The organism is Pseudomonas sp. Irchel 3H3 (assembly GCF_900187635.1).
Lineage (GTDB): Bacteria > Pseudomonadota > Gammaproteobacteria > Pseudomonadales > Pseudomonadaceae > Aquipseudomonas.
The window spans coordinates 41,014-67,464 of the sequence record NZ_FYEC01000013.1 but is presented as its reverse complement, the minus strand read 5'-3'; the positions used below and the strand labels follow the sequence as shown (position 1 = coordinate 67,464).

At 61.2% G+C, this 26,451-nt stretch carries 20 protein-coding genes; 9 read left to right on the top strand and 11 right to left on the bottom strand.

Annotated elements, in window-relative coordinates:
* Positions 1-10 precede the first annotated feature (10 nt).
* Both mdeB and CKW24_RS15665 read left to right on the top strand, forming a co-directional pair.
* Positions 11-2,701 (top strand): alpha-ketoglutarate dehydrogenase, encoded by a 2,691-nt coding sequence (gene mdeB, locus CKW24_RS15670; protein ID WP_095169086.1) that lies wholly within the window; start codon positions 11-13, stop codon positions 2,699-2,701.
* 48 nt (positions 2,702-2,749) lie between these two features.
* A complete protein-coding gene (locus CKW24_RS15665; protein WP_095169085.1) occupies positions 2,750-3,883 on the top strand; it encodes a branched-chain amino acid ABC transporter substrate-binding protein in 1,134 nt (377 codons plus the stop codon).
* A gap of 274 nt (positions 3,884-4,157) precedes the next feature.
* Here CKW24_RS15665 and CKW24_RS15660 read toward each other — a convergent pair whose 3' ends face one another.
* From CKW24_RS15660 to CKW24_RS15630, 6 genes are all read right to left on the bottom strand, one after another.
* On the bottom strand, positions 4,158-5,174 hold the full coding sequence (locus CKW24_RS15660) for a succinylglutamate desuccinylase/aspartoacylase family protein (RefSeq protein ID WP_095169084.1): 1,017 nt from the start codon (positions 5,172-5,174) through the stop codon (positions 4,158-4,160).
* Between the two features lie 18 nt (positions 5,175-5,192).
* The gene (locus tag CKW24_RS15655) at positions 5,193-6,164 is read right to left on the bottom strand and encodes a DMT family transporter (RefSeq protein ID WP_095169083.1); all 972 of its coding nucleotides are present in this window, start codon (positions 6,162-6,164) and stop codon (positions 5,193-5,195) included.
* Positions 6,164-6,862, bottom strand: coding sequence for an ABC transporter permease (locus tag CKW24_RS15650; RefSeq protein WP_095169166.1), 699 nt, complete (start codon positions 6,860-6,862; stop codon positions 6,164-6,166). Before CKW24_RS15650 ends, CKW24_RS15655 begins: the two co-directional genes overlap by 1 nt.
* A 5-nt stretch (positions 6,863-6,867) precedes the next feature.
* Complete coding sequence (locus CKW24_RS15645) at positions 6,868-7,581, bottom strand: ABC transporter permease (RefSeq protein ID WP_095169082.1); 714 nt, start codon at positions 7,579-7,581, stop codon at positions 6,868-6,870.
* 284 nt (positions 7,582-7,865) lie between these two features.
* On the bottom strand, positions 7,866-8,648 hold the full coding sequence (locus CKW24_RS15635; RefSeq protein ID WP_095169080.1) for a transporter substrate-binding domain-containing protein: 783 nt from the start codon (positions 8,646-8,648) through the stop codon (positions 7,866-7,868).
* A 27-nt stretch (positions 8,649-8,675) separates the two neighbouring features.
* Positions 8,676-9,437 (bottom strand): ATP-binding cassette domain-containing protein, encoded by a 762-nt coding sequence (locus CKW24_RS15630; protein ID WP_143501217.1) that lies wholly within the window; start codon positions 9,435-9,437, stop codon positions 8,676-8,678.
* A gap of 398 nt (positions 9,438-9,835) precedes the next feature.
* Here CKW24_RS15630 and CKW24_RS15625 point away from each other — a divergent pair, with 398 nt between their 5' ends.
* A complete protein-coding gene (locus CKW24_RS15625; RefSeq protein WP_095169079.1) occupies positions 9,836-10,882 on the top strand; it encodes an ornithine cyclodeaminase in 1,047 nt (348 codons plus the stop codon).
* A 16-nt stretch (positions 10,883-10,898) separates the two neighbouring features.
* Here the strand turns inward: CKW24_RS15625 and CKW24_RS15620 are convergent, their stop codons facing one another.
* Positions 10,899-11,897: a bile acid:sodium symporter family protein gene (locus CKW24_RS15620; protein WP_095169078.1), complete on the bottom strand. Its 999-nt coding sequence runs from the start codon at positions 11,895-11,897 to the stop codon at positions 10,899-10,901.
* 83 nt (positions 11,898-11,980) lie between these two features.
* On the opposite strand from CKW24_RS15620, the gene CKW24_RS15615 reads away from it, so the two are divergent.
* From CKW24_RS15615 to CKW24_RS15590, 6 genes are all read left to right on the top strand, one after another.
* Complete coding sequence (locus CKW24_RS15615; protein WP_095169077.1) at positions 11,981-12,769, top strand: helix-turn-helix domain-containing protein; 789 nt, start codon at positions 11,981-11,983, stop codon at positions 12,767-12,769.
* A gap of 136 nt (positions 12,770-12,905) precedes the next feature.
* Positions 12,906-13,511: an SCO family protein gene (locus CKW24_RS15610; RefSeq protein ID WP_095169076.1), complete on the top strand. Its 606-nt coding sequence runs from the start codon at positions 12,906-12,908 to the stop codon at positions 13,509-13,511.
* A complete protein-coding gene (locus CKW24_RS15605) occupies positions 13,511-13,981 on the top strand; it encodes a copper chaperone PCu(A)C (protein ID WP_095169075.1) in 471 nt (156 codons plus the stop codon). Before CKW24_RS15610 ends, CKW24_RS15605 begins: the two co-directional genes overlap by 1 nt.
* Before the next feature lie 94 nt (positions 13,982-14,075).
* The gene (locus CKW24_RS15600; RefSeq protein WP_095169074.1) at positions 14,076-14,582 is read left to right on the top strand and encodes a sigma-70 family RNA polymerase sigma factor; all 507 of its coding nucleotides are present in this window, start codon (positions 14,076-14,078) and stop codon (positions 14,580-14,582) included.
* A complete protein-coding gene (locus CKW24_RS15595; protein WP_095169073.1) occupies positions 14,579-15,547 on the top strand; it encodes a FecR domain-containing protein in 969 nt (322 codons plus the stop codon). The genes CKW24_RS15600 and CKW24_RS15595 overlap by 4 nt, the downstream gene beginning before the upstream one ends.
* A gap of 102 nt (positions 15,548-15,649) precedes the next feature.
* Complete coding sequence (locus tag CKW24_RS15590) at positions 15,650-18,091, top strand: TonB-dependent receptor (protein ID WP_095169072.1); 2,442 nt, start codon at positions 15,650-15,652, stop codon at positions 18,089-18,091.
* Positions 18,092-18,207: 116 nt separating this feature from the next.
* Here the strand turns inward: CKW24_RS15590 and CKW24_RS15585 are convergent, their stop codons facing one another.
* The 4 genes from CKW24_RS15585 to CKW24_RS15570 all read right to left on the bottom strand — a co-directional run bounded on the left by CKW24_RS15585 (position 18,208) and on the right by CKW24_RS15570 (position 26,369).
* Positions 18,208-18,858, bottom strand: coding sequence for a response regulator (locus tag CKW24_RS15585; protein ID WP_095169071.1), 651 nt, complete (start codon positions 18,856-18,858; stop codon positions 18,208-18,210).
* Positions 18,855-22,124 carry an ATP-binding protein gene (locus tag CKW24_RS15580; protein WP_095169070.1) on the bottom strand — a complete coding sequence of 1,090 codons (3,270 nt, stop codon included), beginning with the start codon at positions 22,122-22,124 and terminating at the stop codon, positions 18,855-18,857. Before CKW24_RS15580 ends, CKW24_RS15585 begins: the two co-directional genes overlap by 4 nt.
* A gap of 14 nt (positions 22,125-22,138) precedes the next feature.
* Complete coding sequence (locus tag CKW24_RS15575) at positions 22,139-25,057, bottom strand: ATP-binding protein (RefSeq protein WP_095169069.1); 2,919 nt, start codon at positions 25,055-25,057, stop codon at positions 22,139-22,141.
* A gap of 88 nt (positions 25,058-25,145) precedes the next feature.
* The gene (locus tag CKW24_RS15570) at positions 25,146-26,369 is read right to left on the bottom strand and encodes an EAL domain-containing protein (protein WP_095169068.1); all 1,224 of its coding nucleotides are present in this window, start codon (positions 26,367-26,369) and stop codon (positions 25,146-25,148) included.
* Between the last annotated feature and the right edge of the window lie 82 nt (positions 26,370-26,451).

Genomic DNA, 26,451 nt, shown 5'->3' with positions numbered 1-26,451 from the left:
GAGGCCAACGATGACTACCCCAGACCTGCTCCATCAGGGCCTGCCCTGCGCCCAGGATGAAGACCCGCAAGAAACCCGCGAGTGGCTCGACGCCCTGGCCTCGACCCTCGCCGCCTGTGGCCCTGAGCGCGCCCGCTACCTGCTCAAGCGCCTGCAAGAGTACGCCGGCGAACACGGCATCAACCGCGACGCCCAGGCCTTTTCCGCCTATCGCAACACCCTGTCGCTGGAGCAACAGGGCACCTACCCCGGTGACCTGCTGCTGGAAGAGCGCATCACCGGCCTGCTGCGCTGGAACGCCCTGGCCATGGTGGTCCGGGCCAACCATGCCTACGGTGAACTGGGCGGCCACATCGCCAGTTACGCTTCGGCGGCAGAGATCTTCGAGGTGGGTTTCCAGCACTTTTTCCGTGGCGATGGCGACAATGGCCAGCGCAACGCCGACCTGGTGTTTTTCCAGCCGCACTCGGCACCCGGGGTCTATGCCCGGGCCTTTCTCGAAGGGCGCTTGAGCGAGGAGCAACTGGCCAACTACCGCCAGGAAATCAACGGTCCCGGACTGTGCTCCTACCCTCACCCGTGGCTGATGCCGGACTTCTGGCAGTTCCCCACCGGCTCCATGGGCATCGGCCCGATCAGCGCGGTGTACCAGGCGCGGTTCATGCGCTACCTGCAGCACCGCGAGTTGCTGCAGACCGAGGGCCGGCATGTCTGGGGGGTGTTTGGCGACGGCGAGATGGACGAGCCCGAGTCCATCGCCGGCCTGTCCCTGGCAGCCCGCGAACAACTGGACAACCTGACCTTTATCGTCAACTGCAACCTGCAACGCCTGGACGGCCCGGTGCGCGGCAACGGCCAGATCATCCAGGAACTCGAAGCGCTGTTCGCCGGTGCCGGCTGGAATGTGATCAAGGTACTGTGGGGCTCGGAGTGGGATGCACTGTTTGCCCGCGACACCGACAACGTGCTGCTCAAGCGCCTGGCAGCCACCCCGGACGGCGAATACCAGACCCTTGGCGCCCATGACGGTGCCTATAACCTGGAGCACTTTTTCCAGAAAGACCCGCAAGTGCGGCGCCTGGTGGAACACATGAGCGTCGAGGAGATCAATGGCCTGAAACGCGGCGGCCACGACTTGCGCAAACTGCACGCCGCCTTCGCCGCCGCCAAGGCCTGCAAGGGCCGGCCGACGGTAATCCTGGCCAAGACCAAAAAGGGCTATGGCATCGGCGCGGCCGGCGAGTCGCGGATGACCGCGCACCAGGCGAAAAAACTCGATGTCGCCGCCCTGCTGGCGTTCCGCGACCGCTTCCATCTGCCGCTGTCGGACCAGGATGTCGAGCAGTTGCGCTTCTATCGTCCGCCCGAGGACAGCGCCGAAATGCGCTACCTGCGCGCCCGGCGCCAGGCCCTCGGCGGTCCGCTGCCGGCGCGCAAGAGCGCTGCGCCGCAGATTCCGGTGCCGGCGCTGGCGTTGTCGGGCGGCTTTGCGCTCCAGGCGCAAGGCAAGGAAATGTCCACCACCATGGCCGCCGTGCGCCTGCTGACGGCCTGGCTCAAGGCGCCAGAGCTGGGGCCGCGCGTGGTGCCGATCGTCGCCGATGAAGCGCGCACCTTCGGCATGGCCAGCCTGTTCCGCCAGATCGGTATCTACTCGCCCCACGGCCAGTTGTACGAACCGGAAGACAGCGGCTCGATCCTCTCCTACCGGGAGTCGCGTAATGGCCAGTTGCTGGAAGAAGGCATCACCGAGGCCGGCGCCCTGTCCTCCTGGGTCGCGGCCGCGACCTCCTATTCAGTACACGGCGTGCCGATGCTGCCGGTGTACATCTACTATTCGATGTTCGGCTTCCAGCGGGTCGGCGACTTGATCTGGGCCGCCGCCGACCAGCGCTCCCGGGGCATTTTGCTCGGCGCCACGGCGGGCCGGACCACCCTCGGTGGCGAGGGCCTGCAACACCAGGACGGCTCCAGCCTGGTGATGGCGGCGATGGTGCCCAACTGCCGTGCCTGGGACCCGTGTTTTGCCGGGGAACTGGCGGTGATCCTCGACCACGCGGCCCGGCGCCTGCTGGAACAGCAGTGCGACGAGTTTCACTACGTCGCGGTGATGAACGAAAACTACCCGCAGCCGAGTCTCGACGACAGCCAGCACGCCGATGTCCTGCGCGGCCTGTATCGCTATTCGCGCAGTTGCACCGAGCCGTCGCAAATTCGCCTGCGCCTGGTGGGCTCCGGGGCGATATTGCGCGAAGTACTCGCGGCCAGCGAGTTGCTCGCCAAGGACTGGGGCATTCACACCGAGGTGTTCAGCGCCACCAGCTTCAGCGAACTGGCGCGCGAGGCCCGCGAGGTCGAGCGCGACAACCGCCTGCAGACCGGCGAGCCGCCCAGCAGCCATCTGCAGCAACAGCTCGGCGGTCGCCAACCGATCATCGCCGCCAGCGATTACGTGCGTGCCTGGCCGCAACTGATCGGCCAGTACCTGGAGGCGCCCTACACCACCCTGGGCACCGACGGGTTTGGCCGCAGCGACAACCGCGCCAACCTGCGGCAGTTCTTTGAGGTGGATCAGCACAGCATTGTCCTGGCCGGATTAAAAAGTCTGGTGGACCACGATGGCCTCGACGCTGGCATACTCAGCGAGGCGATCGGCCGCTACTGCCCCGATCCAGCGCGCAGCGCGCCCTGGGATCGCTGAATCAACTGCAAGACCTTTATGAGTCATTACCCACAGGAGTGGAACACCATGAGTCGTATCAATAAAAAAACCACCCAACTGCTCAGCGCCATGATCCTTGCCGGCCTGTCCTGCCATGCCCTGGCTGAGGACACCATCCGCATCGGCATCGCCGGACCGAAAACCGGCCCGGTAGCGCAATACGGTGACATGCAGTTCAGCGGTGCCCGCATGGCCATCGAGCAGATCAACGCCCGTGGCGGCGTCGACGGCAAACAGCTGGTGGCCGTGGAATACGACGATGCCTGCGATCCCAAGCAGGCGGTGGCGGTAGCCAACAAAGTAGTCAACGACGGCATCAAGTACGTGGTCGGGCACCTGTGCTCCAGCTCCACCCAGCCAGCTTCGGATATCTATGAAGACGAAGGCATCGTGATGATCACTCCGGCCGCGACCAGCCCGGAACTGACCGCTCGCGGCTACAAGATGATCTTCCGCACCATCGGCCTGGACAACGCCCAGGGCCCGGCAGCGGCGCGCTACATCGTCGGCCTGAAACCGGCCAATGTCGCGGTGCTGCACGACAAGCAGCAGTACGGTGAAGGCATCGCCACCTCGGTGCGCGAGATCCTCGGCAAGGAAGGCATCAAGGTGGCGATGTTCGAAGGCATCAACGTCGGCGAACGCGACTACTCCTCGATCCTGACCAAGCTCAAGCAGGCCAATGTCGACTTCGTGTACTTCGGCGGCTACCACCCGGAAATGGGCCTGCTGTTGCGCCAGGCCAAGGAAAAAGGCCTCAGCGCCCGCTTCATGGGCCCGGAAGGCGTGGGTAACGACTCGATCTCGCAGATCGCCAAGGACGCTGCCGAAGGCATGCTGGTAACCCTGCCTAAATCCTTCGACCAGGACCCGGCCAACCAGGCGCTGGTAGCGGCCTTCACCGCGAAACAGGAAAACCCCAGCGGCCCGTTTGTCCTGCCGACCTACTCGGCGGTGGACGTGATTGCCGGCGCAATCGTCGCGGCCAAGAGCGAAGACCCGGAAAAAGTCGCCGCGGCGATCCACAGCGGCACCTTCAAAACCCCTACCGGCGACCTGAGCTTCGACGAAAAAGGCGACCTCAAGGACTTCAAGTTCGTGGTCTACGAATGGCACTACGGCAAGCCGAAGACCGAAGCTGGGCAAAGCGCCGGTCTCTGAAGCTATGCCGAAACTGTAGGAGCGGGTGCCCGCTTGCGGCGCCCGCTCCAGGTTCAGTGGTCGTATGTGGATTTTCCGAACACCCAAAAAACACTGTAGGAGCGAGCCTGCTCGCGATGGTCGTCAACGATAACGCGCGCTGCCTGAAACAACGCGTCGCTCTTGAGATCATCGCGAGCAAGTTCGCTCCTACCTATGTCTCACAAAAAACACCGGATCTTCGCTTGATGCCGATCAGTTAAGCAATTTGCGCAGTACCTGTAGCATCTGTCGCTTAATTAGGGTCCAGCAACCCACCGTGCCAGTTACGCGATACCTGGCTGCCGGTGAACTTCGCGACCACCGTGCCCTGGGCCACCAGGCGGTCCCGATAGCGGGTGACCATCCGCCCGGCCTGTTCGGCCAACAGCACCACCTCGGAAGACGGATCACCCGGACGCCCGATAATCCGCGCAAATCGCTGCCCTTGCTCGACGAAATCCCCCAGCGCCTTCTCAAACACCAGCACCCCCGGCTGCGGCGCCAGGATGGTTTCCATCTGGCCCATGTCCATGGCCTCGACAGGCCAGTCCACAGGCTCACGCGCCTCATCGATGACGCCATGGCCACACAGCCAGGCATACAAGCCCTCGGCGTCCTGCGCGGCATCGGCATCGCTGACATCGCCCTGCCCACGCAGCTCCAGGGTCGCGGCCATTTGCCGCTGGTTCACGCCTGCACGCAGCCAGGGGCTGATCAGGGTTTCTTCGAAAGAACCGTCACCGCCGTCATCCCAGATGATTGCCACGTCCATGCGCATCGCCGCCGCCAGCGCGCGGCCGCGAGGCCAGAAACTGCGGTGCAGGTAGAGGTATGGCAGGGCTTCGTCGTCGGTGTGCAAGTCCAGCACCACGTCGGCGCTGGAGGCCAGTTGCACCAGGTTTTTTTGCCAGTGCTGGACCACGGTCGACGGCTGGGCCATCGCCGCCGACTGGTCGAAACCGCGGTTGAAATTGTGTCCCGTGGCATCGTGGAAACGCCCGAGAATCCGCCCCTGGCGAAACTGCCCGATGCCCAGTGGATTGGCCTGGGGCACCACCGTCACCGAGCCTTTGAGCCGACCTGCGGCTTGGGCCCGGGCCAAACTGGGCATCAGCAGGTGCAGCACCAGCATGCCGGCGATTTCATCGGCGTGCACCCCGGCCTGCAGGTGCACGGCCGGGCCCTGGCCGGCGCCGGCGAAACGCCAGGCACCGACCCGCACCGGGTCGCCGTTATTGTTCGGCACACTGAATGAAATATCCTCGACCATCCGCCCCTCCTCCCCTGTTCATGGCTGTTGCTCAATGGATTGCCGGTCGCGTTCGGCCTGCTCCGACGTCGCCGGCGGATACAGCGGCTGCGAGACCGAACACTCGGCCCCGACCACCTCCTGGCTGCCATGCCGCCCAAAGATCATCGCCAGGGTGCCGCTGACCGCGATCAAACCGGCGCCGATGATCAGCGAGCCATCCAGCAGCGTGCCCCAGACCAGGCTCGACAGGGCAAACGCCCAGATCAGCCCGGTGTATTCGAAAGGTGCGAGCAAGGTCGCGGTGGCCCGCTGGAAGCTGGCGAACAGCAGGAACTGGCCGATCCCCCCTACCAGCCCCGCCGCAAGCATGCCCAGCCAGGCCGGGGTCGGCGCCGGGGTGTGGGTCCAGGGCAACGCCACCAGCATGCACACCACAAACACCACATTGGTGATCAGCATCTGTTCCAGTACCGAGGTCTGTTCATCGACCTGGCGCAACTGGATGTAGGTGAAGGCCCAGCACATGGCGGCCAGCAGGGTCAGTACCACCGGCCAGGGGTCCTGGATCTGGGTCGGGCGGCAGGCGATCACCACCCCGACAAAACCAATGATCAGGCTCAGCCACTGCCAGGCGTTGGCGCGCTCCTTGAGCATCACTGCCGCCAGCACCGTAACCATGATCGGCGCCGAGAAATACAGGGTGGTCATCTCCGCCAGGGTCAGGTCGCGGGCGGCGGTGTAATACAGCAGCCAGGCGACAATCGACAGCAAGCCGCGCACCACCAGCAAGCGCCGGCTTGGCGAGCGCCAGGCCCGTTGTACCAGTTGCAGGCGGCCCACCAGCAGGCAGGCAACGACCACCACCAGGCTGCGCCAGAACAGGATGCTGACCACCGAATAATCGGCCACCAACCACTTGATGCCGGCGTCCTGCAGGGCCAGGAAGGCGTAGCCCAGGGTGCACAGGCCAATGCCTTGCAATGAGCGGTCGACCCGCGAGCTACTCATCACACCGACCTGCGCACGGGAGTGCCACGGCGCTCGGCGAAGGCAAACAGCGCCTCGATCAGGAACGTCAGGCAGACATACACCAGTGCCACCAGCAGCAACGGTTCATAGACCTGCAGGGTCTGGGCGCGCACGACGTTGGCGGCGCCCAGCAGGTCGATCACCGCGATGGTCGAGGCCAGCGCCGTGGACTTGAGCAGCATCACGCACTCCCCGGCCAGGGTCGGCAACAGCAGGCGCATGGCCCGGGGCAGGCGCACTCGCAACAGCGCCTGGCGCGCCGTCATGCCAAAGGCCGAGGCCGCTTCCATCTCGCCCTTGGGCACCGCCAGCAGGCCGCCGCGAATCACTTCACCGACATAGGCCCCCACCGACAGCACCAGAGCGAACACGATGTACCAGTAGCCATCGCGCAGGTAGGGCCACAGGAAGCTGGCGCGCAGCAGCGGGAACTGGGCAAACAGGCTGCCCAGGCCGTAGTAGAAAATGTAGATCTGGATCAGCAGCGGCGTTCCGCGCCACAGGCTGGTGTAGAGCAGGCTGGCCTTGGCCAGCAGACGGTTTTTCGAGATCCGCGCCAGGGCCACCAGCACCGCCAGGACGATGCCCAGCACGCTGGCGATCAGCAGGATGCTGATGGTGGTCTGCAACCCTCGGCCCAACAGGGCGGCGTACTCGATTATCCACGCTGCAATCATCTCATTCACTCAGCCAAAGGCATCCAGCGACGAATGCGTCGCTCCAGCCGTCCCGACAGGTAGTTGGACAGTAGCGTCACCGCGTAATACAGCGCGGCGGCGGTGAGGTAGAACAGCAGGTAGTGGCGGGTCGATCCCGCGCCCTGCTTGGCGGTGTACAGCAACTCGTTGGTGCCGACCACGCTGATCAGGGCGCTGTCCTTGATCAGGTTGATCCACAGGTTGGCCATCCCGGCCATCGCATAGGGCGCCATGATCGGCAGGGTGACGCGACGGAACAGGCCAAAGCCGCTGAGGCCGAAGGCTCTTCCCGCCTCGATCAGGCCAAAGGGGATTGCCTGGATCGCCGCGCGGAAAATCTCCGAGGCGTACGCCCCCTGCACCAGCCCCAGGACGAGGATCGCCGCCAGCGGCCCGCTGACGTCTATCGCGTCGTAGCCCATGTGGGCCATGAGTGCGTTGAGCAGCATGGAGCCGACGTAGTACAGCAGCAGGATCAGCAGCAGCTCCGGGATCGCGCGGAACAAGGTGGTGTAGCCGCGCATCAGGGCCGCGATCGGTTTCGGCGCGCCCAACTTGAGGCAGGCCACCACCAGCCCGATCAACAACCCGACCACGAACGCCCCGGCGGATATCTGCAGGGTCATCCACAACCCACGCAACAAGGCCCCACCCCATCCTCGTTCGCTGAAGCCGATCAATTCGAACATTGCAGGCATTTCACTCTCCGGTTACTGACCTTCAACCGCCTGTGGCGGTCTGGCCCCATCGCGGACAAGCCTGGAGCGAGCGCCCGCTTGCGGCTTGCTCGCGAAGGACTCAGGAGCGCCGCGTTGAATCAGGCTCGGCGCGTTATCGTTGACGACCATCGCGAGCAAGCTCGCTCCCACAAAGAGCGGGTTCACAGCATCAGCATGTGCACCGCCGCACCCCTTGTGGGAGCTGGCGCCCGCTTGCGGCTTGCCAGCGATGGCGGCCTCAGCCACGGCGACCCGGTTTGTCGTCAGAAGGCAGGTTTCACGCTGGTTCCGAAATAGTGCTGCGACAGGTCGTCATAGTCCTTGCTTGCCAGCAGGGTCTGGATCGCCTGGTCGAGGCGCGCCTTGAGGGCGGCGTCGTCCTTGCGCAGGCCGGCGCCGACGCCTTTGCCGAAGATCGGGTCGTACGGCACGGTGCTCAGGTACGCGAGGTCCTTGGCATCGGCAGTCTTGACGAACTCGGTCATGGCGGTGCCGTCGGCCATCATCAGGTCGAGACGCCCGGCGATCAGGTCGGCGTTGGCCGAGTCCTGGGTGTCGTAGTACTTCACGTCGGCGATTTTTTCGTATTTGGCCTTCAGGTAGCTGGCGCTGACGGTGGAGTTCTGCACGCCGATGATCTTGCCCTTGAGGTCATCCGGGTACTTGCTCACCGAGCTGCCCTTGGGCCCGACCACGGCGATCGCCGAATCGTAGTAGGCCTTGCTGAAGGCGATCTGTTTCTCGCGTTCGGCGGTGACTGACATCGAGGAAAAAATCACGTCGATCTTCTTTGCCAGCAGCGAAGGAATGATGCCGTCCCACGCCACCTCCTTGATCTCGCACTCGGCCTTCATCGCGCTGCACAGCTTGTGGATCAGGTCGACTTCAAAACCCTTCCACTCACCGTTGGGCTGCTTCTCGGTGTACGGCGGATAGGGTTCGGCCGCCACCGCGAACCTGATCGGCTGTGCCTGCGCGGCGCTCATGCCGGCCAGCATCACGCAGGCCACGCCCGTCAACCAGTTTGCCAAACGTCGATTTGCCATGATGTTTCCCCGTCTTGTTATTGTGTTTTAGCGAGTCTGATGAGCGTTGACGAACTGTCGGCAACGCTCGCTGCGTGGGTGTACAAACACTTGGTCCGGCGTACCGGTTTCCTCGATCAGCCCCTGGTGCAGGAAGGCGACATTGGATGAGACATCGCGGGCGAAGGCCATCTCATGGGTCACCAGGATCATGGTCCGGCCTTCTTCGGCGAGCGAGCGGATCACCCGCAACACTTCGCCCACCAGTTCCGGGTCGAGTGCCGAGGTCGGTTCATCGAACAGCATGACTTTGGGCCGCATGGCCAGGGCCCGGGCGATGGCCACCCGCTGCTGTTGGCCGCCGGAAAGAAACGCCGGGTACTCGTTGCGCTTGGCCGCCAGCCCCACCCGTTCGAGCAGGGCTTCAGCGCGTTCGGTGGCCTCGGCCCGGCTCTCGCGCAGGACCTGGGTCGGCGCCTCGATCAGGTTCTCCAGCACCGTGCGATGGGGCCAGAGATTGAAGTTCTGGAACACCATGCCCAGGCTCGAGCGAATCCGCACCAGTTGCCTGGCGTCGGACACCAGCGGTGCACCGGGACGGGAATGGTTGAGGCGGATGCTTTCACCGTCCACCAGGACGCGCCCCTGGTCCGGCACTTCGAGCATATTGATGCAGCGCAGCAAGGTGCTTTTGCCTGAGCCACTGGCGCCGATCAGCGAGACCACTTCGCCTTCGCGGGCCGTCAGCGAGACGCCCTTGAGCACCTCGATGTTGCCGAAGCGTTTATGCAGGCGATCGACTTCGATCATTGTCCGGGCGGCCTGAGGAATCTCCCCGACGTCAGCATCCGGGCCTGGGATTCGCTCTACCAAGGGTGAAAACCGCATGCCAGTGCCTCATTCGAAGTGAAGAAAGCCAAGCCCGCAACCAGCCGGGAACAGAGGGTGCGCTCAACATAGTTCAAGCTGAACAGTCGTTCAACAGAAAACTCAGCGCGGTTCGCGTTCGATGCCAACAGGTCGTTTTCACGACAGTCCGGGCGCTTTCCCGATGCCCACAGCCGATTCGGCTGTGGGCCCGGGGTATTCGACCGCAACCGCTGCGCCATGGCCACGGATTGGCCGAGATAGACCGGCGCTTACCCCGACAATGGCGCTATGGCCAACCCCTGCATCTCCCCCTCAAACGCTAATAAAAAGGTACGCCCATGACCCGTTACGTTGACGTCAATGACCTGAGCCGCCTCGTCCAGGCCAAAGGCCTGACCTGCTGCCTGACTGAAATGGCCGAGTACATTCGCCAGGACTACCTGCGCTGGGAAGACTTCGAGAAATGTGCCCGCCTGGCCAACCACTCGCCGGAGGGCGTGATTGAGTTGATGCCGGTGTCGGATGCCGCGCTGTACGCCTTCAAGTACGTCAACGGTCACCCGAAAAACACCCATAACGGCATGCTGACGGTCATGGCCTTTGGCGCGTTGGGGGATGTCGATACAGGCAAGCCGGTCCTGCTCAGCGAGATGACCCTGACCACCGCCATTCGCACCGCCGCCACCTCCGCCCTGGCCGCTCGCTACCTGGCCCGGCCAGACAGCCGGCGCATGGCGCTGATCGGCAACGGCTCGCAAAGTGAATTCCAGGCCCTGGCATTCCACACCCTGCTGGGCATCGAAGAACTTAGCCTGTACGACATCGACCCGGCCGCCAGCGCCAAACTGCAGGCCAACCTGAGTGCCTACCCGGCCCTGAAGATCACGATTGCCGCCAGCGTCGCCGATGCCGTGCGCGGAGCCGATATCGTCACCACCGTGACCGCCGACAAGGCCTATGCGACCATCCTCACCCCACAAATGATCGAACCCGGCATGCACCTCAATGCCGTGGGTGGTGACTGCCCTGGCAAGACCGAGTTGCACCGCGACATCGTCGAGCGGGCCCGGGTGATCGTCGAGTACGAACCGCAAAGCCGCATCGAGGGCGAGATCCAGCAGATGCCCGCGGATTCGCCGGTGATCGAATTCTGGAAAGTGGTCAACGGCCAGGAACAGGCTCGACGAAGCGCAGACGAAGTCACCCTGTTCGACTCCGTGGGCTTCGCCCTCGAGGACTACTCGGCCCTGCGCTATGTGCTGGACGTGGCCAAGGCCCTGGACATCGGCAGCGAGATTGAACTGGTGCCGACACTACAGGACCCGAAAAACCTGTTCGCCTTGCTGCAGCCGCCCGCGGCCACCGCCCACTTGCGCCGCGCCTGAGCAATCGGCCCTTGATTCAGGGATCGACCTGGCCCATCAGTTCGGCCACCGTCTCCGGGCGTTTGGCGTAGCGCTGGGCCAGCACCGCACAGACCATCAGTTGAATCTGGTGGAACAGCATCAGCGGCAGGATCAACAGGCCGATAGTGCTGCCGGCGAACAGCACCTGGGCCATCGGCACGCCGGTGGCCAGGCTTTTCTTCGAACCGCAGAACAAAATAGTGATGCGGTCTTCCTGGTTGAAACCAAAGGCCTTGCCCAGCAGCGTCGCCGCGATCAACACCAGCGCCAGGACGATGCAGCAGGCCAGCACCAGGCCCGCCAGTTCCCACAGCGGAATCTGCTGCCACAGCCCTTCGTTCACCGCCTCGCTGAAGGCGCCGTAGACCACCAGCAGAATCGAGCCCTGATCGACGAATTTCAGCCAATGCTTGTTGCGCCCTACCCAGGCGCCGACCCAGCGGCGTGCGATCTGCCCGGCCACAAACGGCAGCAGCAACTGCAGGCTGATCTTGAGGATGGCATCGAGGGTCGAGCCGCCGTCGCCGTGCACATTCAGGAGCAAGGCCACCAGCAAGGGCGTGAGGAAGATCCCGAACAGGCTGGACGCCGCCGCACTGCAGATGGCCGCCGGAATGTTGCCGCGCGCCAGGGAGGTAAAGGCAATCGCCGACTGCACCGTGGCCGGCAACGCACAGAGGTAGAGCATGCCCATGTACAACTCACTACCGACCATGGGTGAGAGCAGCGGCTTGAGCGCCAGGCCCACCAGCGGGAACAGCACAAAGGTCAGGCCGAACACCAGCAGGTGCAGGCGCCAGTGGCCGGCACCGGCGATGATCGACTCACGGGACAGTTTGGCCCCATGCAGGAAAAACAGCAGGGCAATCGCGCCGTTGGTCAACCAGCCAAAGCCGACGGCGGCCTGGCCGCTTACGGGCAGCAGGCTGGCCAGGAGCACCACGCCGATCAGGGTCAGGGTGAAGTTGTCGGGCAGGAAACGAGGACGGGTCATCGGTATCATCCGGGGGTTGCCAAGTACGTAGCGGCGACTCTAACGTGACTGCCGATTACCGACTAACGCCAAAGAGCCAGCCGATGCCGCCTAAAGGACATGACCAGAGCTACCGGCGCAGTGTGCCCGGGCTGCCCAGCCTGCCACGACCGGTCTACGGGCGCACCGAGTCACTGCCCAATCGCGCCCTGACCCGCCGCCACAGCCATCCCTGGGTGCAATTGTCCTACGCCATTCAAGGGGTGCTCGAAGTGCAGACCAGCGCCGGGCGCTTCGTCGCGCCGCCGCAACGGGCCGTGTGGATCCCCGCCGGCGTGCCACACCGGGTGTTCAGCTCGCCGCGCACGGAAATGCGCAGCCTGTACCTCGATTGCAGCGTCACCGCCTGGGCGCAGCCGCGATGCCACGTGCTCGGGGTCAGCGACCTGTTGCGCGAACTGATCCGCCGCTTCAGCCAGATGCCGGTGGAATACCAGGAGGACGGCGCCCAGGGACGACTGGTGCAGGTCCTGCTCGACCAATTGGCCGAGGCGCCGCAGATCGACTTGATGCTGCCCCTGCCACAGGACAGCCGCCTGCAGAAAATCTACCAGAGCCTGCAACTGCACCCGGAGCAGGCCACCACCCTGGGCCACTGGAGCGAAAAATTCGCGGTCACCGAAAAGACCCTCAGCCGCCTGTTCCTGCGCGATACCGGCCTGACCTTCCGCGCCTGGCGCCAGCGCTTGCGTCTGCTCGGTGCGCTGACCCCGCTGGAGCAGGGCGAGCGTGTCACCGACGTGGCGCTGGCCTGCGGCTACGACTCGACCTCGGCCTTCATCGCCGCCTTCCGCCAGCAATTCGGCGCCACACCCGGAGAGTTCTTTCCCTGAGCGCACGACTACCTTGCTGCGACCAATTGTCCCGAAGCCGGCACCCATCGCCGCGATTTTGATAGGATGCTGCCCTTTCACGGTGACCCCCCTGCCAGGTCAACTCGACTGCCAGGTGGCCAAAGGGCGTTGACGCATGAGTGTTTTGATGAATCGCCGCAAGGTGATTGCAGGTATGGGGCTGTTGGGCCTGGGGCTGCTGACCGGCTGCGACACTCGCGGCGAGCTGTCATACAAATACGGCAAGGACCTGAGTGACAAGATCCTCGGGCGCACCTTCAAGTTGAAAGACACCAATGGCGACGTGCAAACCCTGTCGAGCTTTCGCGGGATGATGCCGATGGTGTTCTTCGGGTTTACCCAATGCCCGGCGATCTGCCCCACCACGCTTGCGCGTGCGGCGAAAATCAAGAAGCTGATGGGCAAGGATGGCGACCGCCTGCAGGTGATCTTCATCACCCTGGACCCGGAACGGGACACCCCGCAAGTACTCGACGCCTACGTCAAGGCTTTCGACCCATCGTTTGTCGCGTTGTACGGCAGCCTCGAAGAAACCGCGGCCACGGCCAAGGAGTTCGACGTGTTCTTCGAGAGGGTCCCCAGCGGCTCGACCTACACCCTGTCCCACACCGCGACCAGTTATGTTTATGACTCCAGGGGCACCCTGCGCCTTGGATTGTCCCAGTCACTTTCGGCACAAGAGTGTACGGAAGACCTGCTCACCGTCATGGAGGTCTGCTAATGACCGCATCGTTCAGCAAAAGCCGTATCAAACAGTTGCTCCTGGGTGTTTCCCTGCTGGGCCTGGCCTTGCAGGCCTCGGCCCAGACCCAGGTCGATGACGCCTGGGTTCGCGCCACCGTCGCCGGGCAGCAAGCCACCGGGGCGTTCATGACCCTGACCGCCAGCACCGACAGCAAGCTGCTGGGCGTGCAATCGCCAGCGGCGAAAATCGTCCAGGTGCATCAGTCGACCATGAAGAACGACGTGATGAGCATGCAACCGGTGGAGTCCGTCGCCCTGCCTGCCGGCAAGGCGGTGTCGTTCGACCCCCACGGCTACCACGTGATGCTGATCGACCTGGTGGCCCAGGTGAAGGAAGGCGACAGCGTGCCGCTGACCTTGATCGTCGAAAACGCCAAGGGTGAAAAAGAGTCGATTGAAGTCCAGGCCCCGGTGCGGGCGCTGAACATGGCCGACCACAAGATGTAATCCAGGGTGCGGCGCACCGGTTGGCGATTGCAGTGTTGATCCTCTCGAAGGTAGTATTGAGAACGATTCACACTAACATCTGGAAAGCCGACCGGTGCAACCCCCTTCGACCCGCAAGCTGGGCTTCTTCTTCAGCGACCATCACCGCTGGCTGTTGCAGCATATCCAGCGTCGCCTGCGCAATCACGCGGACGCCGAGGACACTGCCGCCGATACCTTCTGCCAGATGCTGGTGGCCCGGGTCGATCCCGACAGCATCGAACAACCGCGCGCCTTCCTGGCGACCATCGCCCGCCGCCTGATCTTTGACCGCCATCGTCGGCGCAAGCTGGAGCTGGCGTACCTGGAACGCTTGTCGGCACTTCCCGAATTGCTCGCGCCCTCCCCCGAGGAACAATTGCAGCTGATTGAAGCCCTGGTGGCGATTGACCGGGCCCTCGACGGCTTGCCCCTGGTCGTCAAGGCCACCTTCCTCTACAGCCAACTGGACGGCCTGACGTACGTCGAGATTGCCCGTCGTCTGGACTTGTCCGAGCGCACCGTCAGCCGCTACATGAAACAGGCCCTGCGCCAGTGCTGCCTGAGCGAGATGAGCTCATGAGTGCGCCGCGCCTGGACCCTCTCAGCGAGCAGGCCATCGACTGGATGGTCAAGTTGCGCGCCGGCCAGCCCGACGCCGGACTGCAAGAACGCTTCAATGCCTGGCTGGCCATGGACCCTGCCCACGCACAGGCCTGGGCCACTTTGCAGGAACGCCTCGGCGGCTCGTTCAATACCCTGCGCGCCCTTGATCGACGGGTTCCCGGCCAGGCCGCGCAAGCTCGACAGTTGCTCCTGCAACCCCAGGGCTCGCGCCGCGATGCACTGCGGCTGATCGCTGGCCTCGGCCTGCTCGGTGGCGGTCTGTGGCTGGGGGCGCGCAGTCCACTGGGCGACAACCTGTTCGCCGACCTGCACACCGGGCGTGGGCAGCGCCGGGACTTCAACCTGGCCGATGGCAGCCGCCTGAGCCTGAACGCCGAGAGCGCGGTCGACCTGCAGTTCGATGGGCAGCAACGACTGGTGATCCTGCGCCACGGCGAACTACTGATCCAGGTGGCCGCCGATCCCCGGCGTCCGTTGCGCGTACGCACCGCCCAAGGCGAAGTGTGCGCGCTGGGCACGCGTTTCCTGGTGGCCCAGGAGCGTGATGCCAGCCGGGTGCTGGTGCTTGAGCATGCAGTCCAGGCGAGCCTGTTCGACGGCAGCCAGGCGGTCCTGCAGGAAGGCCAGTCGGCTCTGCTCTACCGGCAACGGATAGTCCGTCTCGCCGGTGATCAACGGCATCGCGCCGACTGGTTGGACGGGCGCCTGAACGTGCTCGACGAACCTCTGGAACAGGTGGTGGATGCCCTGCGCCCCTACAGCCGTGGTTTTGTCCGGGTGGCCCCCGCGATTCGCGATCTGCGGGTGCAAGGGGTATTCCCCCTCAACGACCCGGACAAAACCCTGGCCGCCCTGACGGAAACCCTACCGATCCGGGTCCAGCGCTACAGCCCCTGGCTGACCCTGATTCAAGCGAAATGACAGCCGCCAGGATTATTTTTTGAAAATCGATCTTATTTGTGTCTGGTTTTCATTTCTCATCCCACCTATCTCCTGACACTTCCACACGATCAGGAGAACGCTGTGTTTAACCCGTGGCCCAATGCCCTTTCCTTCGCCGTTGCCCTGGCAACCCTGGCCAGCCCTGTCCTGGTGCAGGCGCAGAGCCTGTCCTTCAACCTCCCGGCCGGTCCGCTGGCCCGCACGCTGAATGCCATTGCCAGCCAGAGCGGGCAGATCATTTCCCTGGACCCTGCCCTGGTGCGGGACAAGCTGGCACCCGCCGTGATCGGCCAGATGCCCACCGAACAGGCCCTGCACATGGCCCTGGCCGGCAGCGGCCTGCAACTGCGCGTGACCGGGCAAGGCAACTACAGCGTCGAGCCGACCACGGACAACCAGGACGCCCTGCAACTTGGGCTCACCAGCATTGTTGAACAAAGCACCGACGCCACCACCGAGGACTCGGGCTCCTACGCCGCCCGCGCGGTAACCATCGGCAAGGGCAGCCACAGCCTCAAGGAAATCCCCCAGTCGGTCAGCGTGCTGACCCGCAAGCAAATGGATGACCAGGGCCTCACCGACCTCAAGGATGCGGCCAACCAGACCACCGGCCTGGTGGGCGTCCAGGGCGTCGGCAAAGGTATGATCCTGACCTCCCGCGGGTTCCAGATCGATGACTGGCAATACGACGGTGTGCCAATCCCGCGCAATACCTACGCGCTCGGCAACTGGGCGACCCAGGACCTGATCTTCTTCGACCGCATGGAAGTGCTGCGCGGTGCGTCCGGCCTGCTCCAGGGCGCGGGCAGCCCCGGCGGTGCGATCAATCTGGTACGCAAGCGCGGCCAGAACGCGCCGACCGTGGCCCTCACGGCCAAGGCCGGGACCTGGGATCACTACGGGCTGCAACTGGACGCCGGTGGTCCGCTGAACAGCAGCGCCACCGTGCGCGGCCGGGTGGTGGCGGACGAGGACCAGAGCCAGTCGTTCATCGACTATGAATGGAGCAAGACCCATTCGTTGTACGCGGCACTGGACTTCGACCTGCAGGACGACACCACCCTGGGCCTGGCCGTGAGCAATTCCGACGCCTCCGCCCGGCCCATGCTGCGGGGCCTGCCGCGCTACGCCAACGGCGATCCGGTGGACGTTCCGCGCTCGACCTACACCGGCTCCGGGTGGAACCGCTCGCACATCGATGTCACCACGGTCTACGCCGACCTTGAGCACCGATTCAACGACGACTGGAGCGCCAAGGTCGGCGCGGTACGCATGAGCGAAAACAACGACTCGACCCAACAGCGAGTGCAAAGCAGCGGGGATGGCCTCAACCTTGATGGCAGCGGTGTGCAATATGCCGACTGGGTCACCGACTTCGACTCCACCAAGGTCGGCCTGGACGCCAACCTGGTCGGCCGCTTCGAAGCCTTGTCGATGGCCCAGGAAATCATCGTCGGCGGCAACTACTCCAAGTTCACCTCCGATGACCGCATCGCCCGGACCTTCAACGACAGCAGCGACAGTATTTTTGCGATCAACCACCAGCGCCCCGCCATCAGCTACGAAAGCCTGCTCAACACCCCGGGAGGGCGTGGCACCAGCAGCAGCTACGACATTCGACAAAAAGGCCTGTACGGCACTTGGCGGGTCAAGCCGATCGAGCCCCTGACCCTGATCCTTGGCAGCCGGGTCAGTTGGTATGACTACCGCTACAGTGCCTCCAACGAGGCGGCCATCAGCCACGTCATTACGGTCAATGAGCCCAGTAGCATGAGTGAAACCGGCGAAGTCACGCCCTTCCTCGGCGCCATCTACGCGCTCAACCCGCAATGGTCGGTCTATACCAGCTACACCGACGTGTTCCAGCCGCAAAGCGAGCGCGACGCCAGCGGCTCGGTGCTCAAGCCGGTGATCGGCAGCAACTACGAAATCGGCCTCAAGGGGGAGTTGCTGGACGGACGGGTCAACACCTCGCTGGCGCTGTTCCGCTATGACCAGGAAAATCGCGCGGTAAATGACGTCGCGGCGGGCTATGCCTGCGATGGCTGGTACTGTTCGACGGCCTCGGGCAAGGTCCGCAGCCAGGGGTTGGACGCCGAGATCAGCGGCGAAGTGCTGGACGGCCTGCAACTGTTTGCCGGCTACACCTACAACACCACCAAGTACCTCGACGACCCGGTCAACGAAGGACGAGTCTTCAGCCAGTGGACGCCCAAGCATATGTTGCGGGTGTGGAGCGACTACCAGTTCAGCGGCGACTGGCGCCAGCTCAGCACCGGCCTGGGCTTCACCAGCCAAAGCCACACCCTGGGTTACGAGCGCACCTATGACGTCCCGGGCTACACCCTCTGGAACGCGCGCCTGGGCTATCAACTGAGCCCGGAAATCGGACTGGCGCTCAATGCCAACAACCTGTTCGACAAACACTACTACGCGGCGGGCTACAACCAGCTCGATGGCAACAACAACTTCGGCGACCCGCGCAACCTGATGTTCAGCGTCAAATACACGCCGACGTTCTGAACCCACAACCTGCGCCTCAGCGCCGGACATCAGAGGATGCCCGGCCTGCGTAAATAGTGGAAGGACAGAGTCTTCAATCGAGCATCATGGAATGCTCCCGATGTGACCTTTGACGGTCACAGCAGGCCATTTCTCATTGCATACTCATACAACTCTTTATCGTTGCTGATTCCCAACTTCTGTTGCGCCGATATTTTCTGATGACTGATCGTCTTGACGCTGCGACTCAATATCACTGCGATCTCCGAAACGGTATGCCCGGCGACAAATAGCCTGAGCACTTCGGATTCTTTTTTCGACAACGCCTTTTGATCATATTCCCCCCTGGAATTCATATGATCCAGGCGGAACTCGTGGAGCAACTTTTTGACTTCCGTGCCAATGTACCGCTCCCCGGACGCGACGCGTCGTATGGCATCCACCACATCGTCCTGGCGCCCACTCTTCAATAGAATGCCGTCGGTGCCTGCCGCGAGAATATTCTCCAGGATCGAGGGGTTGGTCATCATGGTAAGGATGATCAACTTGACGTCTGGATAACGCCGCTTGACGAAGGAGACCAACGTCAGTCCATCACCATGGGCCCCGCCGGGCATGTAAAAGTCGCTGATCAGAATGTCCGGCTGCACTTTATCCATCAGCTCGACCAATTCGGTCGAGTCGCCAGCCTCGCCACACACCTCGATGCCCGGTTCGTGCTCAAGGGACATCCGTACACCCAGCAAGACAATCGGATGGTCGTCAGCCAGAATCACTTTCAGGTTCATGAAGATGCCTCAAGAATTGGACTCAAATACTGCGCCAGCTGCTGCACATGTTCATCCAGGCGATTGAGTCGACCCAGTTGGGCCTGGTTCTCAATTTCCGAGCACAGGTGCGCGGCGTCCAACTCGCCAATAGTCACCAACGCCCCCTTCAAGCGATGGGCATGTTGAGTGACAACGGTGGTGTCTCCTTCTGCCAGCGCTGCCAACATGGCTGACCAATCTTTCTGCGTGGTTGAAATAAACAGGTCGCGCATAGCGGGCTTAATTCCATTCAACGTCAATACGATATTCGATTCAGGTGGAGTGTCCGCGGCCGCTTCGACCAGCACTCCCACGGCAACCAGTGCAGCCCGCAAGCTGGCCAGGGAAACCGGTTTGGCAAGATGGGCATCCATACCGGCGTCTCGACAACGCTCACCCTCTTGCGCATGAGCATTGGCGGTCACCCCCACGATAGGGGTAGTGAGCCCTGCTTCGCGCAATTGCCGGACCAACTGATAACCGTCCAGGTTAGGCATGTTGACGTCGGTCAGCAGCACGTCGAAGGTCAGTCCGCGCTGCCAGAGTTGCAGCGCCTCCCTGCCGTCGGATGCCAGGGTGACCCGACAGCCTAGCTGCTCCAGTTGCTCGGTCAGTACTATTTGATTGATTGGGTGGTCTTCTACCGCAAAGACATGCAACTGTTTTTGCCCACCAAGCAGATGATCGATGGGCTGGACGCTGGCCGCACTCTCGCTGGGGGATTCACCGCTGGCAAGCAGCAATGCCTTTAACAACCCTTGCTGGCAGATGCTGCTGACATGCCAACCGTCGTCCTGCCATTGCGGGGTTGGCAAGCCATCGCGATCAAGCCAGATAACACCTGCGTAACGTTCGTGCGGCTTGACCTCGCAGGATTGAGGCCAGCCCACCACCAGGTATTCATCGTCTCGGATCGGTGTCGGGTTTGCCGCGATCAACTGCACATGCCCTCCGGCATGCTCAATCAACGCGAGAATGCTTTCGCGCTGATCATTCGCCTCAGCCAGGACGTGATAGCTCGCTACTTCACTCAAGCGTATCGAGGGTGCGGGACCGGCGATAGGCACTGTCAGCAACACGGAAAAACTACTGCCCAGGCCGACCTCGCTGACCAGCTCGATTTCGCCCCCCATCAACCGGACCAGTTGCCGGCAGATCGACAGCCCCAGCCCGGTTCCACCGAACCGTCGCGCCGTGGTGTTTTCAGCCTGGATAAAGGGTTCGAACAGGTGCTCCTGGGAGTCCCTGGCAATGCCAATGCCTGAGTCGGTCACCTGCAACCGCATTGCCAATTGCCCCTCTTGTGCAGGAGCCGGGGTCAACCGCACGACAATTTTTCCACTGTCGGTGAACTTCACCGCGTTGCTCAGCAGATTGCTCAGCACCTGTTGCAAGCGATTGCTATCACCTATTACCAAGGGCACATCGGGTGGCAAGCAGCAGTAGAGCTGTACGTGCTTTTTCTCCGCCAGGCTGCTGAAGCTCCTGACAATCCCTTCGATCAACTCCACCAGATTAAACGCAGCCGGGACCAGCGCCAGTTGGTTGGCTTCGATCTTCGAGTAATCGAGGATGTCATTGATGATCTGCAACAGGTTACTGGAGGACAGCTCAATATTTTTCAGATGATCGCGCTGTTGAGGCGCAAGCGCGGTCTTGCCCAGCAACTCCAGCGACCCCAACACCCCATACAAGGGCGTACGAATCTCATGACTCATCATTGCCAGGAAAATCGATTTGGCCTGGTTTGCCTCGTCGGCAGCGGCTTTGGCCCCTGACAGCATCAGCTCGGCGTTCTTACGCTCACTGTCGTCGACAAAAGAGCAGAACACTGCCGGTTGGTCGTGATAATTGACCTCCACCAGCGCCGCAAGAACATGCACTAACTTGCCACTAGCCTGCTCATGCGCATCCACTTCGACTTTGCAGGTGCCGGAGCTTTCCACACTCGACACCTGCAAAAAGTAGTCTTGCAGTTTGCGCTCTGGCTCGACGCTATTAATCGCCAGGGTCAACAATGCACGGGACTGTTCATTCTGGATTAACACCTGCCCGTCCGCGCGCCGGATCAAACACAAGCCAACGGGTGAAAAATCCATCAACACCTGAATCAACTCACGGCTTTCGGACATCTTCATCACATTTTTCTGCGCGGGGAACAGCAAATACTTCTTAAAGCCCAACGCGCCCAGAAAGATAAAAAACAAGCCGATGACAAGCCCTAGAACAGACATGACAACCGCAGCGATGTTGTCAAAAAAAACCACACTCAAGGGGATGCTGTAGACCACCCGCCAACTCGACATGGGGGCCACGACGTAAATCTGCAGCCACTTGCCGTCAATCACGTAGTCAAGATTGGCGATACCGCTCATCGACAGGGCCTTGGCCTTTATCCTGTCCAGGTTCCCCAACTCAGGGTCAGCCACCACTAACTGTCTGTCGGGATTAAATAGGGCCAGGCTCATGCTGTATTTCTGCAACCATTGCCGATCAACCAGTTCCGCGACGGGTACCTCGCCCACCAGAAAAGACTGCAGCTTGCCGTCCTGGCTATAGATCGGTGTGTAGCAGCCAATCACCGATGTTTCAGACAAGGCGCTCGAGTACGGCGCTGTCCATACCGCCTCCCGCGCTTTGTCGGTTGCACGGTTGTAGCTGCTCAAAATCGGGGCTCGAACCCTGGAAATATAGTTAGCCAGGGCGTCAGGATCTCGACTGACTTCATCCTTCCAGTCTCTCATTGCACTCGGCACGCTAAACAGCAGATCTTCATCTGCAGCCACCAGAAAACGATGCCGACGCTTGTAAGCGTCATGCCAGGCCGTACCCTCGATATAGGACACGTATTTGGCCTGGGTAATGAAGTTTGCTTCACCCTCCTCCGTAGCGGCCGGTCTACCCCGAAGAAACAGGCCATGCCCGAACCCGGCCACACCATCAATCTCGGTCGCCGACTGAGGGAGCAGGCGAATCATGTCAGCGGCTACACCGCCGTGGTTCACCGTGCCGGCACTGATTGCCGAATGGATTATTTTCGAGGTGCCTCGGACGAACAAGGACTCCAACTCCGTACGCAAGAACAGCGCCCGGGTATGCTCACGACTCCAACTGTCATAACGACTGATGGCGGTGACAAAAACACTATAAAGATGAAAGCAGAAAAATACAGATAACAGCAAAACGCCTAGGACGGTCGCACAATCAAGCAATCGCTTCGACAACTGAAATTGCCTTTTTTCCACTGGGCTACCTATCCTTAGTACGCCTGAGAACACCCCGGCTGTTGACTATGTATAGCAACTTTCGGACCTTCAAGGCGGTCCTTGTTCAGCAATACCCCTTCAAGAACCTGCCTCAACCCCTGCAACGAAACAGGTTTTCCCAGATGCGCGTCCATGCCTGCGAGCCGGCATCGCTCCTCATCTTCAGCCAGCGCATTGGCGGTTATCCCGATAATCGGCACGGTGATCCCCTGTTGCCGTAGCTGCCGGACCAACTCATAGCCATCCATCCGCGGCATGTTCACGTCAGTCAACATCACGTCGTAAGTCTCACCACGAAGCCAACGTTGCAGAGCTTCAGCGCCATCACTGGCCATGGTCACAATGCAACCCAACTGCTCTAGTTGCTCGGCCAGCAGCAGTTGATTGACTGGGTGATCTTCAACGGCAAGAACCCGCAAATTATTGAACCCCGGTATGGGCACATGCACCTGATTCAAAGCCACCGCAGGGGCACCACACAACATGTGCAGGGCCTGCAGAAGCCCTTGCTGGCTCACATAGCTGACGTGCCAGCCATTTTCTCGCCACTGGGGTGTCGGCAACCCTTCAAGATCCAGCCAGACAACCCCGGCAAATCCATCAACCTCAGTGTCGGCAAGACCGCAGGTCCCCACTACCAGGAGTGTGCCTTTCGCTGGGTGCAACGACGGTGACCAGGCTTCAACCTGCGCTCCCGCGTGGCTGATCAACGCGTTCAACGCATCGTACTGATCACAGGTATCCACCAGGATCTGAACCTTGGGCCGGCCGTTGAGACAGATCGACAACGCTGGCTGGGCAATGGGCAACTCCAGGGACAAGGTGAAGCTGCTCCCCAGGCCCAACTCACTGACCAGGTCGATTTGCCCGCCCATCAACTGCGCCAGCTTACTGCAGACCGACAGGCCCAGGCCGGTGCCGCCAAACCGGCGGGAAATGGAGGTGTCTGCCTGTATAAAAGGCTCGAACAACATGTCTTGTTGGGCCTTGGCGATTCCGATACCCGAGTCCGCGACCTGCAGCTTGATCGCGTAATGACCGGGACGGCTCTCATTCCCATAGAGGCGAACGACAATCTTCCCGCAGTCCGTGAACTTCACGGCATTGCTGAGCAGGTTGCTGAGGACCTGCTGCAACCTATTGCGATCCCCCACCAGCAGTGGCAGGTCGGGTGGCAAGTAGCACTGCAGCTGTACGCGTTTCTTCAAGGCCAAGGGGACAAAACCTCGAACTACCGCCTCGACAAACTCGACCGCGTTGAAGGGGGCGCACTCCAGCACCATCTGATTGGCTTCGACCTTCGAGAAATCCAGGATGTCGTTGATGATCTGCAACAGGTTGCCGGAAGAAAACCCGATAACGTCCAGGTAATCGCGTTGCTGCGATTGCAGTTCGGTGCGCCCGAGCAATTCCAGGGTGCCAAGCACGCCATACAGCGGGGTGCGAATCTCGTGACTCATCATCGCCAGGAAGGTTGATTTGGCTGCATTGGCGACATCAGACGCTTGCTTGGCCGCCGCCAACATCAACTCGGTATTGCGTCGAGCACTGTCGTCAACGAACGAACAGAACAGCACCGGTTGCTCGTGATAGTGCAAGGCAGCCAAGGAAAACTGGATGTGCCGAGGGCTTTGATCGGTCACTGAAAACGCAGTCACTCCCGACCTGAAAGGCTCCAGGGGGTCATTGACCGGGACGCTCAAGAAGTACGCTTGCAGGCTTTGTCGCTGGCCGTCCACCTCAACTTGCAGTTCCAGCAATCTTTTGGCCTTTTCGCTTTGCAGCAGAAGCTCACCGCTCTCCCGGTTCAGCACGCAGATACCGACGGGGGCCAGAGCCAACATCGTCCGGTTGAATGCCTCGCGCTCCAACAACTGGGTCGCCTGCTCCTGCGCCGGCAGGAACACGGCCTTCTTCACATACTTGAGCAACAGAACAGCAGAAACGAGGGCGGCAATTAATAATAATGCCCCCCAAAGAAAGCTGTACTTCACTTGGGCAACTACATCCAGGTAGTCCGCGTAGTAGACGATCCAGCGCTGCCCCCTACCTAACTCTTTTTTCAGGAAGATCTTAAACACCGGGGCGCCGACATTGGAAAAGCCGTCGCTAGCGTTTTTAAGCACATTGAGGAAGTTCGCGTCCAGTTGCCCCTTGCCCTCGAGCTTTGACCCGCTCTCCTCCACCGGCAGGCCATTTTCGTCGAGCACCAGGAACTTGATCGACAGATGCGCAGCCGCGTCCAATTGCTGCTTGATGGAGTCACGAACCTGACTGTATGGCACTTCCACACCAAGCCACGCCCCCGGAATTGCCCGGGACGAAATCGGCTCGAATATATAAGACTTTCTATTGCTGCCACTGCCCAACCTGAATATTTTAATTGCGCCGACATTACTCTCTGGCTCGAAGCTGTGCAGCTTCGCAGCAATCAAACTCAAATGATCGGGCGTGTCTGCCTGCGCTTTAAAGATATAGCGAACTTGGGCGCTAAGCCGATTGACATAGATCAAGTTAATACCGGACTGCCGAAGCTCCTCCTGGCGTTGTCCGGAAAGATAAAGCACCCCCTCGCCTCTCCCAGCAAGGGTTCCCGTACCAAGATAGAAGGTTTTTTTATCCAGGGTATTATTCTGGCTATTGGCCTCTGGAAAAATATCAATGGACTTTATCAAGCCTGACAACAACAGCTCGGAGGACTCGAAAAAGTCCCGACCTTGGGTATAGCCGTTATTGAAAACTTTCCGATAGTCGGATATTTCAGCCGTTACCGAAGCATAGCCATACATGGCGATGCAGCCCATAACCCCCATGACAAAGGCACCGGCCAAACAGTTGATCAACCGCAACGCAAACCCAGGGTGGAGGATCGAGTCTATTTGCAGCAGGTTTAAAATACGATTCTTGATCATTCAAAAATGGTATCTATCACCCGCCCGCTAAAACATAGGAAGATTCTTAATCAGCCCCTCACCGACGACCAATGTCATTAGTTACTCGTCAACTTTTCGACCTGCACAAGAGCCCTTCAACTTGCGCCTCGGCCACCGGCTTGCCCAACAGGAAACCCTGCACCGTATGGCAGCCAAGACGCTGCAACAGGGCCAGGTCCAGTGGGTCTTCCACGCCTTCGGCGATGATTTTTATGCCCAGGCGCTGGGCCAGGGAAATACTACTTTCGAGTGCCGCCTGGGCCGACAGGTTTTTATGGGCGCCTTGCACAAAGACACGGTCGAGTTTTATTTCATCGAAGGGCACTGACATCAAGTTCAGCAACGACGAGTACCCAGTGCCATAGTCGTCAATGGATAATTTGAAGCCTTTGAGCTTCAGCCGGGCAGCACCGGCAAGGTAATCACTGAAGCGATCGGTAATCGTGGTCTCGGTCAGTTCCAGCATGAGTGCCGCCGGGTCGCCGCCGCAGCCTCTAACCAACTCCAGCAAGCGCTCGGGCAGCGATTCCTCTACCAGCAGAGAAACCGGGATATTAAAAGAGATGGTCAGATCCGGATCAGTTTTGCGCCAGACTTTTAGCGCTTTCAGCGCACTTTCCAGGAGCATCGAATTAAGGTGATTGACCCAGCTTGATTTAACGATGGTATCGATGAACACCGCGGGCGCAAGCATGCCCCGCACCGGATGATCCCAGCGCGCAAGTACTTCCAGACCCACCACCCGCCCGGTCTGGGTGTCATATTGGGGTTGGTACCAGGGTATGAATTGCTTGCGGATCAACCCCTCCAGGATCGAGGCCGAATTGTCGTTGAGTTGCACACTGGATAACGCCTCGACCTGTGCACCGGCGCACCCCAGGCCAAAGCCCTGGATCACCGAAACAAACTCAGCCAGGACAAAGGGCTTGGACAACGTCCGGAAATTATCAAAGCCCAGTGACAACGCCAGGCGCTCAACCAGTTGCATCAGAGAAACAGGCTGGGAAGACAGCACGATCAGGTTGGGTTTGCAGACCAGATCCCCCAGGCGCTTGATAAATACAATGCCATCCATGGCAGGCATCGCCAGATCACAAATGACCAGGTCATAGGTTTTCGATTGCAGCATCTCCAGGGCCAAGGCCCCATCCGACGTACTGTCGACGTTCACCCCCAGATCGGAACGCAGTTGCTGGGCAACATACTCGCGTTGGAAATCATGGTCTTCGACCAATAGCACGGTAAATGAATCGGCCGCATGGCCAAGGCTCATCGTTATGTGATGGCTCATCTAACTCCCCCCTTGCATTGCACCGACATAGATCGTCCATAGGCGGTTTGGTTCGTCTAAAAACATTGAGCCTATACCCGGG